General features: G+C 61.2%; 12 protein-coding genes. All 12 read right to left on the bottom strand.

All coding sequences use genetic code 11. The annotated features are described in order from the left end of the window. Positions 1–30: 30 nt before the first annotated feature. The 12 genes from HMPREF2927_RS01355 to HMPREF2927_RS01300 all read right to left on the bottom strand — a co-directional run bounded on the left by HMPREF2927_RS01355 (position 31) and on the right by HMPREF2927_RS01300 (position 15,615). A complete protein-coding gene (locus HMPREF2927_RS01355; RefSeq protein ID WP_070684890.1) occupies positions 31–1,035 on the bottom strand; it encodes a bifunctional riboflavin kinase/FAD synthetase in 1,005 nt (334 codons plus the stop codon). 274 nt (positions 1,036–1,309) lie between these two features. Then, positions 1,310–2,062, bottom strand: coding sequence for a DUF4345 domain-containing protein (locus HMPREF2927_RS01350; protein ID WP_070684888.1), 753 nt, complete (start codon positions 2,060–2,062; stop codon positions 1,310–1,312). 187 nt (positions 2,063–2,249) lie between these two features. Continuing rightward, on the bottom strand, positions 2,250–3,347 hold the full coding sequence (truB, locus tag HMPREF2927_RS01345) for a tRNA pseudouridine(55) synthase TruB (protein WP_070684885.1): 1,098 nt from the start codon (positions 3,345–3,347) through the stop codon (positions 2,250–2,252). Next, a complete protein-coding gene (gene rbfA / locus HMPREF2927_RS01340) occupies positions 3,348–3,788 on the bottom strand; it encodes a 30S ribosome-binding factor RbfA (protein WP_005507090.1) in 441 nt (146 codons plus the stop codon). It abuts the gene before it with no gap. A gap of 186 nt (positions 3,789–3,974) precedes the next feature. Further along, positions 3,975–6,881, bottom strand: coding sequence for a translation initiation factor IF-2 (infB, locus tag HMPREF2927_RS01335; protein ID WP_070684883.1), 2,907 nt, complete (start codon positions 6,879–6,881; stop codon positions 3,975–3,977). Between the two features lie 219 nt (positions 6,882–7,100). Beyond that, positions 7,101–7,442: a YlxR family protein gene (locus HMPREF2927_RS01330; protein ID WP_070684881.1), complete on the bottom strand. Its 342-nt coding sequence runs from the start codon at positions 7,440–7,442 to the stop codon at positions 7,101–7,103. A 239-nt stretch (positions 7,443–7,681) separates the two neighbouring features. Continuing rightward, entirely contained in the window at positions 7,682–8,752 is a 1,071-nt protein-coding gene (gene nusA / locus HMPREF2927_RS01325; RefSeq protein WP_070684879.1) for a transcription termination factor NusA, read from the bottom strand. A gap of 109 nt (positions 8,753–8,861) precedes the next feature. After that, the gene (gene rimP / locus HMPREF2927_RS01320) at positions 8,862–9,533 is read right to left on the bottom strand and encodes a ribosome maturation factor RimP (protein WP_070684877.1); all 672 of its coding nucleotides are present in this window, start codon (positions 9,531–9,533) and stop codon (positions 8,862–8,864) included. A 99-nt stretch (positions 9,534–9,632) separates the two neighbouring features. Then, a complete protein-coding gene (locus tag HMPREF2927_RS01315; protein WP_070684875.1) occupies positions 9,633–11,465 on the bottom strand; it encodes a proline--tRNA ligase in 1,833 nt (610 codons plus the stop codon). A 112-nt stretch (positions 11,466–11,577) separates the two neighbouring features. Further along, complete coding sequence (locus HMPREF2927_RS01310) at positions 11,578–12,705, bottom strand: GNAT family N-acetyltransferase (protein WP_070684873.1); 1,128 nt, start codon at positions 12,703–12,705, stop codon at positions 11,578–11,580. Positions 12,706–12,977: 272 nt separating this feature from the next. Next, positions 12,978–14,180 (bottom strand): flavodoxin-dependent (E)-4-hydroxy-3-methylbut-2-enyl-diphosphate synthase, encoded by a 1,203-nt coding sequence (ispG, locus tag HMPREF2927_RS01305; RefSeq protein ID WP_210399816.1) that lies wholly within the window; start codon positions 14,178–14,180, stop codon positions 12,978–12,980. Between the two features lie 79 nt (positions 14,181–14,259). Continuing rightward, entirely contained in the window at positions 14,260–15,615 is a 1,356-nt protein-coding gene (locus tag HMPREF2927_RS01300; protein ID WP_070684869.1) for a M50 family metallopeptidase, read from the bottom strand. Positions 15,616–15,863: the final 248 nt, after the last annotated feature.

The following is a 15,863-nucleotide window of genomic DNA, read 5'->3' as shown; positions in this document are numbered from 1 at the left end:
CAGGACGCCGCTCATAGATGAGAAGTGGGGCTACTTCACTTCCGCCTGCACCGGGCACTCCGGCGGGCAGTAGTTCTTCGCGTCTTCAGCCAGCACCGCGCGTGTCTGCACCACGTCATCGTTAATCTGCTCAATCAGCGCCTCAACACCGGTGTACGCCACCATGGGGCGCAGACGCTTCACGAACTCAATCAGCACACGCTGACCGTACAGGTTGAAATCCTCCACGCGCTCTTCCGGGCGGTCAATCACGTGCGCCTCAACCTGGCGGTGCTCAATACCGTCAAAGGTCGGGTTCGTACCCACCGAAATAGCGGAGGGGTGACGGTTACCGGACTCGTCCACGAGCCAGCCGGCGTACACACCGTCGGCGGGAATCAGGCCGCGCGCCTCAAGCTCAAGATTCGCGGTCGGGAAGCCCAACTCGCGGCCGCGCGCCAGACCGTGTACGACCTCACCAGCCATCATGTGGTGGCGGCCCAGCAGCTCGGTTGCGGCGGGCATATCGCCCTCCAGCAGCAGCTGGCGGATGCGGGTCGAGGAGCAACGGGTGTTCTCATCCACCATCAGATCCTCAACGACAACCACCTCAAAGCCGTACTTCTCCCCCAGCTCACGCATGGTGTTCAGGTCGCCGGAGTTGTTCTTACCAAAGCGCACGTCGTCACCGATGACCACGAAACGCGCATTCAGCGCATCCACAAAGGTGGACTTCACGAACTCCTCGGGGGTCTGCGCAGCGAACTCCAGGTTGTAGTTCAGCAGCAGGTAGTCGTTCAGACCCAGCAGGCACATGAAGTAGCGTCGCGAGCCCTGACCCATAATGTCGTGGTGGGCGACCTCGGGACGGTGCACCTGCATCGGGTGCGGGTCAAAAGAGACCGCGATAGAGCTCAAACCGTGCTCTTCAGCAAGGGAGACCACGCGCGAAATCACGCGGGCATGTCCACGGTGCACGCCGTCAAAATTGCCGATGGTCACGACCGAGGGGCCGTAGCCGGCGGGGACCTCGCTCAAAGCGGTGTAGAGGGTCACGGGCTCTCCTGAAAAAGATAAATGTACCTAACCATCCTAGACCACAGGCGGCAGGATGCAGAATTCAAAACGGGAATCAACAGGGAATGGAACGGCGCCCCTCGCAGGCGGTGCCCTCTCCCCTAGCTTTGTGGATGCGGCGGAGGTGGCGGGTATCTGACTGGCAGCGGCAGAACCCCACCCACAAGCCAAGCCCCGCCCGCAGAAAACCCACCCATAAGAAAGCCCGGGCAGGCACCCCACCGTGCGGCAGGAACCTTCCCGGGCGTTACGACTACTTACGAGCCTGGTTACGAGAAGCCTTCAGCATCTCCTCGCGAATCTTATTGGACTTGTTAATCCAGCTGTACCACACCAGCAGGCACGGAGGAATCACAAGCTCAGTCACCATCAGCACGATCAGCGACCAGTGCGGGGTGCCGAAGAACGCCCACGACAGGATACGACCCACGCCGCCCAGGAAAACCACCAGGCAGGAGAACGCGAGCATGTTCACCCACTTGAACTTCACGGCAATGAACACGAAGGATAGGCCCACACCCACATAGGTTGCCGCGAAGAACACGTAGTTCGACTGCACCGAGGGGTTCGCAAAATCTGCAGGCGCATCCGGAATGACGCGGATACCGCCCAGAACCTGCCACACACCGTACGCAATCATGAACAGACCGTACAGCGCCACCGCCGCGCGGAACGCCGCACGGTTCTGAGGCTTAGCCGCCTCCTCAATGCTCTTGGGGCGGGCAAACGCCTCGCGGGTTGCCTTCTTCTCAGCCTTCTTATCGGCCTTCTGCGACGCCTTATCGCCGGACGCCGGTGCGGCTACACGAACACCCTCGGGTGCCTTCGCCGCTGAAATAGGCTCAGCGCTCTTAGCACCGGCAGCCTTCGCGGCACCGCCCTGAGTAGCAGCTCCGGTCGCAGCAGCCCCGGTTACGGTAGCTTCAGCCTGTGCAGACTCCACGCGGGGTACCGGCGCGGTACGAGGCTCACTCGCCTTCTTAGCGGAGCTCTGGTTCTCGCTCATATTCTCTCCTTCAGCAGGGCCGGGCGGCACCCGCACGAGTAGTCATGTGTGTTCAGGGATGTTTACGTTAGCGTGTTGAATGAATAGGGCGCACGTTCAACAGGTGCTGAATCAATCAGGCTTGAGGAATCAGCTTTGGGTAGGCGCAAACACCGAACCCTCTTCGCCCATCATAAGCCTTCAACGCCTAGTTGAAGGAACGATTCGCCTCAAAAACCAGCACCGGGGCGGCCTGCACCTTCCCGCGCTGCTTCTTATTCTCCAGGAGGGCAACCAAGGTACCGTCCGGGGCGAAGCCCGCCACAATACCCTCAACGCTGGCATGCTGCACCGCGCCGGACTCATCCGCGCTCGCGTGCACGGAACGCTTCACTACGGAACCATCACCGCTGGGGCTAATACGACGACCGTAAGAAATATCGCTCGCCTCCACGGCAGAGAGCTCACGCGCACCAAAGATGCGGCGTGCCGCTTCCTCCAGGGGAAGCAGCGGCAAATCTTCCAGCGGTGCTTCCGATTCTTCACGGCGCTGCTTCAACTGCGCCAAATCGGCGGCGTCCTCAAGCACCACAGCACCCACACGGGTACGACGAAGAGCCGTCAGATGGCCACCGGTGCCCAGAATCTTGCCCAGATCACGCGCCAGAGCACGAATGTAGGTGCCCGAAGAGCACGAAACCGTCACGTCACAGTCAATCACGGGAACCGAGGTTGCCGTGTGCTCGCCCTCGTTCTCGGGGTCCTCAATCACGTACTCGGCAAAACCGGCAGCCACAGAATGCACCGTGAACTCGCTAATCGTCACCGGACGCGCCGCCAACTCAACCTGCTCGCCGCTACGCACACGCGCGTACGAGCGAACACCGTTGATCTTGATAGCAGACACCGCAGAAGGAACCTGCAGAATGTCGCCGCTCAGCTGCGCCACAGCCTCCAGGATGCGCGCACGTATCTGCTCAGTGTCCATACCGGTCAGCGCCTCAACGGCATCCGGATGCGCGGCAGTGTGCTCACCCTCGGCGTCCTCAGTCAGAGTCTCAATGCCCAGGCGAATCGTCGCATCATAGGTTTTATCCTGACCGACCAGGTAGGTCAGCAGCTTCGTCGCCTTATTGATGCCCAAAATCAGCACGCCGGTCGCGGCAGGATCCAGCGTACCGGCGTGACCAACCCGCCGGGTGCCAGCAATACGACGCATCTGAGAGACTGCGTCGTGGCTGCTCATCCCGGCGGGCTTATCAATGACCATCAGGCCGGACGGGCCCTGAGGTTGTTTCTTCGCCACTTAGGCGTCCTCACCCTCGGCAGGCTCGTCCTTCTTGTAGGGGTCAGCCTCACCAGCGTACTCGGCACCCTCAGCTGCAGCAGCCAGGGCGGCGTCGCGCTCGCGAGTCTCACGCAGAAGCGCCTCAATGTGGAAGGCGTTCTCGGGAACCTCGTCAGCGACGAAAGTCAGGGTGGGGGTCAGGCGGGCAGTGATGTTCTTACCCACCTCGGCGCGCAGAATACCCTTAGCAGATTCCAGCGCCTTCTTGGTGTTTGCGGCGTCCTCTTCGGAGCCGAACACGGTGTAGTACAGGGTTGCGTGCTGCAGGTCGTTGGTCACGCGGGCATCGGTAATGGTCACAAAACCGAGGCGGGGATCCTTAACACGACGCTCCAGCGCCTTCGCCACAATTACCTTGATGCGGTCGGCAAGTCGTGCCGCGCGGGCTGCATCAGCCATGTGTTTCTCCTTGAAATGTCGTGGTGAAATATCGTGGCGCCTTCCGCGAACACTCGGGGTGCTTTGGAGGCGTTCCAGGTAATGCGGAAGCGCCCGCCCCGCCAGCACCCGCCCCGCAGGCTCCAGTTTTAGAAGCCTGCGGGTGCGAGAACACTAGCGGGTGACGGGCGCATCAGCGTGTGAGTCTTAGACACGCGGCTTTTCGCGCATCTCCCAAGTCTCGATAATGTCGCCTTCCTTGATGTCGTTGAAGGAGCCGAGGCCAATACCACACTCGAAACCTTCGCGAACCTCGGTAGCGTCGTCCTTGAAACGACGCAGCGACTCGATGGTGAGGTTGTCAGCCACCACGGAACCGTCGCGCACCAGGCGTGCCTTGGCGTTGCGCTTGATGATGCCGTTCTTGACGATCGAACCTGCGATGTTGCCCCACTTGGAGGAGCGGAAGACCTCGCGGATCTCTGCGGAGCCGAGCTCCACTTCCTCGTACTCGGGCTTGAGCATACCCTTGACGGCCTGCTCAATTTCCTCAATCGCACGGTAGATGACCGAGTAGAACTTCATCTCGACGCCTTCGCGGTCGGCAAGTTCTGCCACGCGCTCTGCCGGGCGGACGTTGAAGCCGATGATGACCGCGTTGTCCACGGTTGCCAGGTTCACGTCGTTCTGGGTAATAGCACCCACACCGCGGTGGATGACGCGCAGCTGAACCTCGTCGCCACCGGCGTCGATCTTCATCAGGGACTCTTCCAGTGCTTCAACAGCACCGGAGACGTCACCCTTAATGATCAGGTTCAGGGTGTCCATCTTGCCCTCAGCCACAGCGGCATCGAAGGACTCGAGGGTCACGCGCTTACGACGCTTAGCCAGCTGAGCGTTACGATCAGCAGCCTCACGCTTCTCAGCAATCTGACGAGCGGTACGCTCTTCCTCGGTGGAGAGGAAGGTATCGCCTGCACGAGGAACGGTGGACAGACCCAGCACCTGAACGGGGCGGGACGGGCCAGCTTCCTTCACAGCCTGACCGTTCTCATCGAACATTGCACGAACGCGACCGTGAGCAACACCGGCAACGATAGCGTCACCGACGTGCAGGGTACCGGACTGAACCAGGACGGTGGAAACCGCACCGCGGCCCTTGTCCAGGTTTGCTTCAATAGCAACGCCGCGTGCTTCCTTGTTCGGGTTAGCGGTCAGTTCGAGCACGTCAGCGGTCAGGGTGACAGCCTCAAGCAGCTCGTCGATGTTGGTGCCGTTGCGAGCGGAGACGTCCACGAACATGGTGTCGCCACCGTACTCTTCGGGGATCAGACCGTACTCGGTGAGCTGGCCACGGATCTTCTCCGGGGACGCGCCTTCCTTATCGATCTTGTTCACAGCAACCACGATCGGCACGTTAGCGGCCTGTGCGTGGTTCAGTGCCTCAACGGTCTGGGGCATAACGCCGTCATCCGCCGCGACCACGAGGATTGCCACGTCGGTGACCTTCGCACCACGGGCACGCATAGCGGTGAACGCCTCGTGACCGGGGGTATCGATGAAGGTAATCGCGCGGTCTTCACCCTCAACGGTGGTGTGGACCTGGTATGCACCAATGTGCTGGGTAATGCCGCCGGCCTCACCCTCAATGACGTTGGTGTTACGGATAGCGTCCAGCAGGCGGGTCTTACCGTGGTCAACGTGACCCATGACGGTGACGACCGGGGGACGAACCTCCAGGACATCCTCGCCCTCAGCTTCTGCTTCGGCTTCGAGGTCGATGTCGAAGGACTCGAGCAGCTCGCGCTCCTCATCCTCCGGGGAAACAATCTTGATCGAGTAACCCAGTTCGGCACCCAGCAGCTCGAAGGTCTCCTCGTCCAGGGACTGAGTCTGGGTAGCCATCTCACCCAGGTGGAAGAGAACCGTAATCAGCGATGCCGGGTTTGCGCCAATCTTCTCAGCGAAGTCCATGATGGACGCGCCGCGGCGCAGACGAATCTCGGTCGAGCCGTCGCCGCGAGGAACAACCACGCCACCGGGTGCCGGTGCGTTCAGCTGCTCCTGCTCATGGCGGCGAGCTGCCTTGGACTTGCGGCCCTTACGCTTGGAGCCACCGCGACCGAATGCGCCCTGTGCGTTGCCGCGACCGCCGGGGCCGGGACGACCCGGACCGCGGTTGAAGCCGCCGCCGGAACCGCCGCCGCGACGTGCGCCGCCGCCACCGTTACCGCCGCCGTTGTTGGAGCCGGACGCGCCGCCACCAACGTTGGAAACCTTGGGCATCATCGAGGGGTTCGGGCGTGCACCGCCGCCACCAGCCGGACGGGGTGCACCGGGACGTGCGCCAGCTGCCGGACGGGGGCCACCGTTACCTGCGGGACGTGCGCCACCTGCGGGGCGGGGACCGCCGTTACCGCCGGGGCGTGCGCCACCTGCGGGGCGGGGACCGCCGTTACCGCCGGGGCGTGCGCCACCGTTGCCGCCGTTGCCACCGGGACGACCGTTACGTGCCGGACGGGGACCGCCGGAACGCTGGGAGTCGCCGCCGCCACGCTTCATACCCTGCTGGGATGCGAAGGGGTTATTACCGGGGCGAGGACCGGGCTTGGGGCCGGGCTTCGGAGCGGCAGGCTTGGGCGCTGCCGACTTCGGTGCAGCCTCGGGGCGTGCCATGCCCTGCTGGGTTGCGAAGGGGTTGTTACCCGGGCGGGGACCGCCGGGCTTGGGTGCTGCTGCTGCAGGCTTTGCGGCGGGCTTAGCTGCAGGCTTGGGAGCTGCGCTCTCAGCTACTGCGGGCTTAGCTGCAGGCTTGGGTGCCGGCTTAGCGGCAGGCTTTGCCGTTGCCGGTTTGGGAGCTGCCGCAGGCTTAGCGGCGGGCTTAGCCGCTGCGGGCTTGGGTGCCGACTTAGCTGCCGACTCCGCGGGTGCTGCCTTTGCGGCAGGCTTAGCGGCTGCGGCGGGGAATTCCGCGCGCAGCTTCTTCAGAACCATGGGGTTCAGGGTGGAAGAGGAGCTCTTAACGAACTCGCCCATATCCTTGAGCTTAGCGATAACTTCCTTAGAAGGTACGCCTACTTCTTTAGCAAACTCGTGTACTCGAGGCTGAGCCAAATTTTCTCCATTCCCGGTCCGCACCGGGAATGGTGCGAACACTAATGTTTACGGGGTGCACGCCCGAAGGCGCGCCAATTCGTGAAATTGCCGGTGGGTGAGCACGAAAGGGTACTCATTTCGCGGCACTCATTAGATATCCATCAGTTTTCTGACTCGCTTTCAGATAAGAAGTCGTCAAACTCGTTGACTTACAGAGGGCATATACCCGAAAAGCGTCTATGAGGGGGTCGAGTCCGCAATAACGGCTCGAATCTGCTCACAGCACGCCTGCAGCTGGGCTACAGGGATCGCTTTTTTGAAGGCGCGCGCCAGACCGTTCTTTTTCTGCAGAGCGTCTACGCACTTTTCGCTCGGATGGATCCAAGCGCCTCGTCCGGGCATAGTTCCCGCCATATCGGGCTGATAGGGCGGGGTGTCCGCCTGCTCGGTAGCAGACGTGACGGGTGTGCGGGCGATGCGCAGCAGGTTGCGCTGTTCATCGCGGGCACGGCATCCGATGCAGGTGCGGACCGGTCCTTCAAATGCTTCGGAGGTTGCGGTGAGGTCGTGATCGTTCATGGTCCTCTCCCCTCTCTAGCGTGTGTAGAACCGCGTTCGCAGTACATTCGTGATGCTCTATCCGGTGCGTGTGAGGGCACGATAAAGCGCCCGGTTACACACCGGCACATCTTAATAGTGTATCCCGTTTTTAAGAATCATGGGCAAAACTGTGACGCAGGCGCAAGAATACCGGGCACGTTACTGCCCAATATCCTGCGCCTGCATCAAAGGGATACGCCCCTCACCGGGGCTAATGCTTATTCAGCGTCCTGTGCGGACTCTTCTGCTGCTTCTTCAGCCAGGCTACGAGCCACGCGTGCTGCTACCTCTTCCTCGGCACGAACCTGAGCGTACTTGGACTCGGAGAGAATATCGATACGCCAGCCGGTCAGCTTCGCTGCCAGACGTGCATTCTGGCCCTCACGGCCGATAGCCAGGGACAGCTGATCATCCGGGACCACAGCACGAGCGGAGTACTCACGCGGGTTCGCGATAATGACCTCGGTGACCTTCGCCGGGGACAGCGCCGCAGCGATGAAGGTTGCCGGATCGGTCGAGTAGTCGACAATGTCAATCTTCTCGTCGTTCAGCTCGGCAGCAACCGCACGCACGCGGGCACCCATATCGCCGATACACGCACCCTTAGCGTTAATGGTCGGGTTCTTCGCGGACACAGCAATCTTGGAGCGGTGACCAGCTTCACGTGCGATGGAGTTAATGGAAACCAGGCCCTCAGAGATTTCGGGAACCTCGTGCTCGAACAGGCGCAGAACCAGGTTCGGGTGCGAACGAGAAACCACAATCGAGGGACCCTTGGGGCCGCGGCGAGCCTCAACCAGGTAGGCGCGCAGGCGGGAGCCGTGCGGGTACTTCTCGCCCGGAACCTGCTCATTGCTGGGCAGAACGGCTTCAACGGTGCCCAGGTCAACCTGAACCATACGCGGGTTGTTGCCCTGCTGAATCACGCCGGACACCAGGGTGCCCTCACGGTCCTTGAACTCGCCCAGAACGGATGCGTCCTCAGCGTCACGCAGACGCTGCGAAAGCACCTGACGGACGGTTGCGGCAGCGATACGGCCAAAGTTGTTCGGGGTATCGTCGAACTCGTCAATCTTCTGGTTGTCCTCATCAAGCTCAGGAGCCAGAATGACGAACTCGCCGGTGGTGTGGTCGATGACGGCACGAGAGCCCTTAATAGCGCCGGGCTGCTTCATGTACGCAAGCAGCAGGGCGTTCTCAACCAGGGTGAAGAGCTCCTCCATGACGAGAGAGCGCTGCTTCGCCAATGCGCGCAGTGCGCCCAGGTCAATAGTTTTAATATCCTCCACGCTTTTCAGCCTTTCCCAGTTAGCACGGCGCCGGGACGCTCAATGCGCCCCGGCTCCCGAACGGTATATACCTGGCACGGAACACCCCGTGCCTGAAGCTTTAATAACTCTATTCTACCGGCTCAGCGGGCGAATTGAAGTCAATCTCGACGTGAGCAGAAGCAATATTTTCCCACGGGAGCAAGCTCGGCTCGTGGTACGACTCCTTCTGACCCTTCTTCGTGTTCTTCTTACGAGCCAGCACCGGACCTTCATCCTGCACCTCGTGCAGACGCGCCAGGTACTCGGTACCGTCGGGTGCGGTGACCGCGATCAGGCGGGTACGGGCACGTTCCCAGTGGCGGCGCTCGGTCAGGGCGCGGGTAGCGCCGGGCGAGGACACCTCCAGCTCGTAGGGGAAGAACTCGTCGTTTTCATCCGCACGGTCCAGGGCGCTCGAAATCGCACCGGAAATCTCCGCGAGGGAATCCAGCGACAGCGAATCGGTACGCTCAGCGGTGTAGTCCACCGTAATCTTCACGGTGCGGTTCGCCGCCGGGCCCGAAATCTTCAGACCCTCCAGCACCAGCGAGAACTCGGAGATAACCGGGGCAATCGCCTCGGCAACCTCTTCCTCACGAATCGCGCGGGTACCCACGCGCACCGGTGCCTCCACCACGGGCTCGCTCTCAGCGCGAGTGTGGGGAGCGTTCACACCATTCGCCACGCGGGATGCGGCACGGCGAGCGCGCGCATTCGGGGCGCTCTTCTTAGAGCCAGAACGCTTCGGCTTATATGCCATAGTTCTCTTCTTTCATTCTTCCGCCGCTACCCCGCCCCACCTCTTGGGAGGCAGGGCAGGTGGCGACGGTTTTACGTCTCTGCGGGCTAGTGGCGTGCCTTAGGCGCCGCGCACCTCAGCGATGACCTCAGCCACCGCGTTCTCGACGGACACCTCGCGAGCCTCACCGCTGCGGCGGTCCTTCAGTTCCAGCACGCCGTCCTTGAAGCCGCGACCAATCACCAGGATGGTGGGCACACCCAGCAGCTCGGCGTCGCCGAACTTCACGCCGGGGCTGGTCTTCGGGCGGTCGTCCAGCATGACCTGCAGGCCGGCGGATTCCAGGGATGCGCTGAGCTCTTCAGCGTACTCGTGGGATGCTGCGTCCTTGCCGGTGATGACGATGTGCACGTCTGCCGGTGCCAGGTTACGCGGCCAGATCAGGCCCTTCTCGTCGTGGTTGCCCTCGGCGATAGCAGCCAGTGCGCGGGTCACACCCACGCCGTAGGAGCCCATGGTCACGGTCTGTAGCTTGCCGTTCTGGTCCAAGACCTTCAGGCCCAGTGCCTCAGCGTACTTGCGGCCCAGGGCGAAGATGTGGCCCATCTCGATGCCGCGGGCTGCCACCAGCTCGCCGGAGCCGTCCGGTGCCGGGTCGCCTTCGCGCACCTCGCACGCCTCAATCACGCCGTCGGCGGTGAAGTCGCGGCCGAAGACCAGGTTCGCCACGTGCTTGCCCTCTTCGTTTGCGCCGGTCACCCAGCGGGTACCGCGCACCACGCGGGGGTCAACGAAGAAGGGAATGCCGGTTGCGGAAGCCACCGCATCCTCGGCCTCGGTGTGCGCGCCGAGCAGGGGCGCGTCCAGGCTCAGGCCGGGGCCAATGTAGCCCTTGACCAGCTGCGGGTATGCCTTCAGGTCCTCTTCGCTGGCTGCCTCAACCTCAACCTCGCCGCCGATTCCCAGCAGGGCGCCGATGTTGACCTCAACGCGGCCCAGGTCCACGGCACGGTCGCCGGGAACGCCCACGGCGAAGACCTTACGCTCGCCGGAGGGGGTGATGACGGTGCCCAGGAAGCACTTGAGGGTCTGCGAAGCTTCCAGGGTGCCACCGGTTACCTCGGAGTGCAGTTCGTTCATGCGCTCCACCAGGGACTCAATGGTGGCGGAGTCGGGGGTGTCCACAACGATTGCTACCGGGGTGTCCTCGGTGATTTCGATTTCCTCGGGAACCACGGTGGTGACGGCCTCAACGTTTGCCGCGTAGCCGCCCGCGGAACGCACGAAGGTGTCCTCGCCGATGGGGGTCGGGTGCAGGAACTCTTCACTGCGGGAGCCACCCATCGCGCCGGACTGTGCGGTCACAATGACAATCTCCAGACCCAGGCGCTCGAAGATGCGCTGGTAGGCGGCACGGTGCGCCATGTACGCCTCGTTCAGGCCCTCGTCGTCAATGTTGAAGGAGTAGGAGTCCTTCATGACGAACTCGCGGCCGCGTAGCAGACCCGCGCGGGGGCGTGCCTCATCGCGGTACTTGGTCTGAATCTGGTACAGGGACAGCGGCAGGTCCTTGTAGGAGGAGTACAGGTCCTTCACCAGCAGGGTGAACATTTCCTCGTGGGTGGGTGCCAGCAGCATGTCTGCACCCTTACGGTCTTTGAGGCGGAAGAGGTTATCGCCGTACTCATCCCAGCGGTTGGTTGCCTCGTAGGGTTCGCGGGGCAGCAGCGCGGGGAAGTGGACTTCCTGCGCGCCAATGGCGTCCATCTCTTCGCGGACGATGTTCTCGACCTTGCGCAGTACCTTCAGGCCCAGGGGCAGCCAGGTGTACACGCCGGGGGCTGCGCGGCGGATGTAACCGGCACGGACCAGCAGCTTGTGGCTGGCGACCTCAGCGTCTACGGGGTCCTCGCGCAAAGTGCGCACAAAGAGGTTGGAAAGGCGAAGTACCACGATTCTCCTTGAAAGGTCGATAGGTTTAAATAGGGTGCCCACGGCTCACCGGGTAAGCCGCGAAAAAGGCACAGTCGTCTTTAATTTTATAGCGTTTTAGGGTTCGGCGTGTTTAGCGCTCAAAAATGATGGTCGAGAACTGCCCGATCTGCTCCCAACCGGTCCCCCGGTACATGGCAAGAGCGCGGGCGTTGTAGTCGTTCACGTACAGGCTCAAGTGCGGGTAGCGGTGCTGTAGAATCTGCGCGGCGGCAGTGAAGAACGGCTTAGCCAGACCGTAGCCGCGGTAGTCCGGGTGCAGCCACACGCCCTGCACCTGCGCGGCGTCCAGGTTCACGATGCCCGCATCCGCCTTGAAGATGACGCGCCCATTCACATCGGTGACAATGGCGCTGCGCTGACCGGCGATGAGCGTGCGCAGGCGCGCCGCGTAGCCCTCCCCGTAGCGGGCAATCGGGTCAAAGCCGACCTCCTCGGTGAACATGGCGGCTGCGGCGGGCAGAAGCTCCTCCAGGTCCGCGGAGGTGGCAAGGCGCGCATACCCGGCAGTCTCACCGCTGAGTTGGAAAGCAGCGGCGGGGCTCTCCCCCGGATTGAGGGGCGCGGGCAGGTGCGCCGGCAGCTCAGGAAGCTCCACGGCGTAGAAGCGGGCGAGGTCCTTCTCCGGCGGCAAATACAGCAACGGCTGATTGGGGCGCTCCGACAGAACCCGCGCACGATGATCGCAACCGTCACGCAGGCTCGGCTGCTGCATCTGCAGTAGCGGGCTCTTACCGCCTCGGCTCTGCTCGCACAGCTCCTGCATACGCGTCCACAGGGGCATCACGAAGGCGCTCTCACCGAACATAGAATCCAGGCGAGAACCCACCTGCAGCAGCAGCTGAGCCAGCGCGTCACGATGCGCGAGCGCCGTCGCATCCAGGGAGGAGGCATCCGGCGATTCAGCGCCATGAGAATCCGCATCGTGTTCAGCATGTTCAACTGCGGCACCACACAATCGCACCGGCACCACATTCGAACCCAACAGCAACACACAGCACAACTGCCCATCGCGCTCACACCCCACAAAACCCTGATAGTAGTGCATCGGAATACGCGGGGCCCTCACCGGAAGAGGGCACGCCAAATAATGCTCAATGGAGTACAGATTCGGGACCGGGTCACTGAACAGGACCTCCTCCAATTCATCACACCACCGAGTATCCAAAGCAAAAACGTGTTCCTTCACGCGATTAGGCATAGGGGAAGAATCCATCGACGAAATAGCAGCACACCGGGCACGATTAGCCTTACAGCGGCGAGAAAAAAGAGTGAACATGACGTGTTGAGTGATAGAGAATGAGCGATAAAAATTGAGTGAAAACACGGGGACATGTAACCCCGAAAAGGTAGCCGGATCATGTGGCCACAACCGGCAGCGGCAAGCACCAAGCCTGCCACCACCATAACCGGACATAACCGGAAAAGCGCGGAGGCGCCCCTCACCAGGACGCCTCCGCACACAAAAGCTAACTAGCTCACCGAAACAGCCGGGGAACCCTCGGGAACATACTCGCCCGAAGCCTCCATCTCAGCAGCAATACGGGTCGCCTCTTCAATCAGAGTCTCAACAATCTGATCCTCAGGCACAGTCTTAATGACCTCACCCTTCACAAAAATCTGGCCCTTACCGTTACCGGACGCCACACCCAGGTCAGCCTCACGAGCCTCACCCGGACCGTTCACCACGCAACCCATCACGGCAACACGCAGCGGAACCTTCATGTGCTCCAGGCCCTTAGTCACGTTCTCAGCAAGCTCCCACACATTCACCTGCGCACGACCACACGACGGGCAAGACACAATATCCAGCTTACGGGGGCGAAGGTTCAGCGACTCCAGGATCTTAGTTCCCACCTTCACCTCCTCAACCGGAGGAGCAGACAGCGACACGCGAATAGTATCGCCAATACCCTGAGACAGCAGAGTACCGAACGCCACCGAGCTCTTAATAGTGCCCTGGAACGCCGGACCAGCCTCAGTCACACCCAAGTGCAGGGGCCAGTCACCGCGCTCAGCCAGCTGACGGTACCCCTCCACCATCACCACAGGGTCATTATGCTTCACAGAAATCTTGAAATCGCGGAAACCGTGCTCCTCAAAGAGCGAAGCCTCCCACACAGCAGACTCAACCAGAGCCTCCGGAGTAGCCTTACCGTACTTCTCCAACAGACGCTTATCCAGCGAACCAGCGTTCACACCAATACGCAGAGAAACGCCGTGGTCCGAAGCCATCTGAGCGATTTCCTTCACCTGGTCGTCGAACTTACGGATATTACCCGGGTTCACACGCACAGCACCGCAACCAGCCTGAATAGCCGCATACACGTACTTCGGCTGGAAGTGAATATCAGCGATCACCGGAATACGGGACTGCTTCGCAATAATGGGCAGAGCCTCCGCATCCTTATCGGTCGGGCACGCCACACGCACAATATCGCAACCGGCAGCGGTCAACTCAGCAATCTGCTGCAGAGTCGCACCAATGTCGTGGGTCTTAGTGGTCGTCATCGACTGCACCGAAATCGGAGATTCAGAACCAACACCGACAGACCCCACCTTAAACTGGCGAGTCTTACGACGCGGGGACAGAACCGCGGGAGCGGGCTTCGGCATACCAAGGCTGACCGACAAGGTTTTCCTCCATACATGGGTTATGAAGGACGTACGACGCATCCTTCGTTCAACTTTTTATTGTGCCACTGACGCGAAAGAAAGCACTAATACGGGTACCCTTACCGCGCGCAACAACACATTAAAACAGGGTGATGGGCTTAACAATATCCGCCACAATCAGAATGACAGACATCACAATGAACGCGCCCGCCACCACATACGTCAACGGCAACAACTTCACCGGATCAAACGGACCCGGATCCTTACGCCCAGTCAAACGTGCACAGAAACGACGCACACCCTCCCAGAGCGCACCCAACACGTGGCCGCCATCCAGAGGCAGAAGCGGAATCAGATTAAACGCAAAAAGCATCAAATTCATATTCGCCACCAGCGAGACCAACATCGCAGCCTTCGCCTTCATATCAATACGGTCAGTAGCCGTCACCTCACCGGCAATACGACTCACACCAACCACAGACACCGGCGACTCGGCGCTACGCTCACCACCAGTCACCAAAGTCACCGTCAACTCCCACACACGCTGCGGCAACGAAAGCATCGACGAACCCACACGAGAGAGCGTATCGCCCACCATCGCAGGCACCTCAGTAATAGAACCCGGCACCAACTCACTCGACGGCGAAACACCCACAAAACCGCCGCGAGTCGTCGCAATCGAACCATCCGCAGCACGCGCATACTGGCCCTTACCATCAGAAACCGGGCGAATCATCTCAACCGGAGTCACCGACAAATCCAGACGCTGACCATTACGCTCCACCGTCAAAGTGCTCGGGTGAGAACCCGCCGCACGAATCGCCGAAGACACAGCCTCCCACGAACCCGTCGACGCACCATTCACAGCAACCACACGGTCACCCACCTGCACACCAGCAGCCTTCGCAGGCGACGGGGTGGACTTATCCGTACACTCGCCATAGCTAATCGAATCATGAGTGACGTTCACGCTCGGCACGCATTCAGACACCGCTGACACCTTATTCGTCACCTGCGCCGTACCGAAACCGCACACCAAAATAGCCGTGCAGACCACACCAATCAGCAGGTTCATGGTCGGGCCACCCAGCATAATCACCATGCGCTTGAGCACCGGCAACTTATAGAACAGGCGGTCCTCATCACCGGGCTTCAGGCGCTCAGCATCCGCCGCACGCGCCTCCTCAGCCATGGAGGCAAACGGGCTGGTACTGCCCGAATGGCCCTCCTCATGGTGTTCCTTCACCTCAGCAGGGCTCGGCGGGTACATGCCAATCATCGAGATGTAACCGCCCAACGGGATCGCCTTGAAACCGTACTCAGTCTCGCCGCGGCGGAAAGAGAACACGGTCTTACCGAAGCCAATCATGTACTGTGGGACGCGCACATTGAACAGCTTCGCGGGCACCAGATGCCCCACCTCGTGCAGGGCAATCGAGACGGCAATAGCGATTGCCATGAGGATAATGCCCACAGCGTACAGCAGGATTTCCACGCTTTTTCTCGTTTCGGTTCGGGGATACGAAGCTTCTAGGATACTCGCTTAGCCTGTGAAGGCGCCCTCCCCCGCTTTCCGGAGGGGCTGCTGGCTTGGGTGGGGTTTGTCTGGGATAGATGAATCTGGGATAGATGAGGTGGCGCGCCGTGTTTTCCGCCAAGCGCCCTCAGGGTGTCAGCCCGGCCGCTCTCCGTAGCGAAGCAAGGAGAAAGCGGAGCGTCCGGGTGACGGGTGCCCCTGCGTAG

It is taken from the genome of Rothia sp. HMSC061E04, assembly GCF_001813685.1.
GTDB lineage: Bacteria > Actinomycetota > Actinomycetes > Actinomycetales > Micrococcaceae > Rothia > Rothia mucilaginosa.
This window is presented reverse-complemented; position numbering and strand designations above follow the sequence as displayed.

Coding starts and splice junctions, on each gene's coding strand:
- ispG (WP_210399816.1), bottom strand. CDS start 14,180: ATGCGTCGTACGTCCTTCATAACCCATGTATGGAGGAAAACCTTGTCG.
- HMPREF2927_RS01330 (WP_070684881.1), bottom strand. CDS start 7,442: ATGAACGATCACGACCTCACCGCAACCTCCGAAGCATTTGAAGGACCG.
- HMPREF2927_RS01350 (WP_070684888.1), bottom strand. CDS start 2,062: ATGAGCGAGAACCAGAGCTCCGCTAAGAAGGCGAGTGAGCCTCGTACC.
- HMPREF2927_RS01310 (WP_070684873.1), bottom strand. CDS start 12,705: ATGCCTAATCGCGTGAAGGAACACGTTTTTGCTTTGGATACTCGGTGG.
- rbfA (WP_005507090.1), bottom strand. CDS start 3,788: ATGGCTGATGCAGCCCGCGCGGCACGACTTGCCGACCGCATCAAGGTA.
- rimP (WP_070684877.1), bottom strand. CDS start 9,533: ATGGCATATAAGCCGAAGCGTTCTGGCTCTAAGAAGAGCGCCCCGAAT.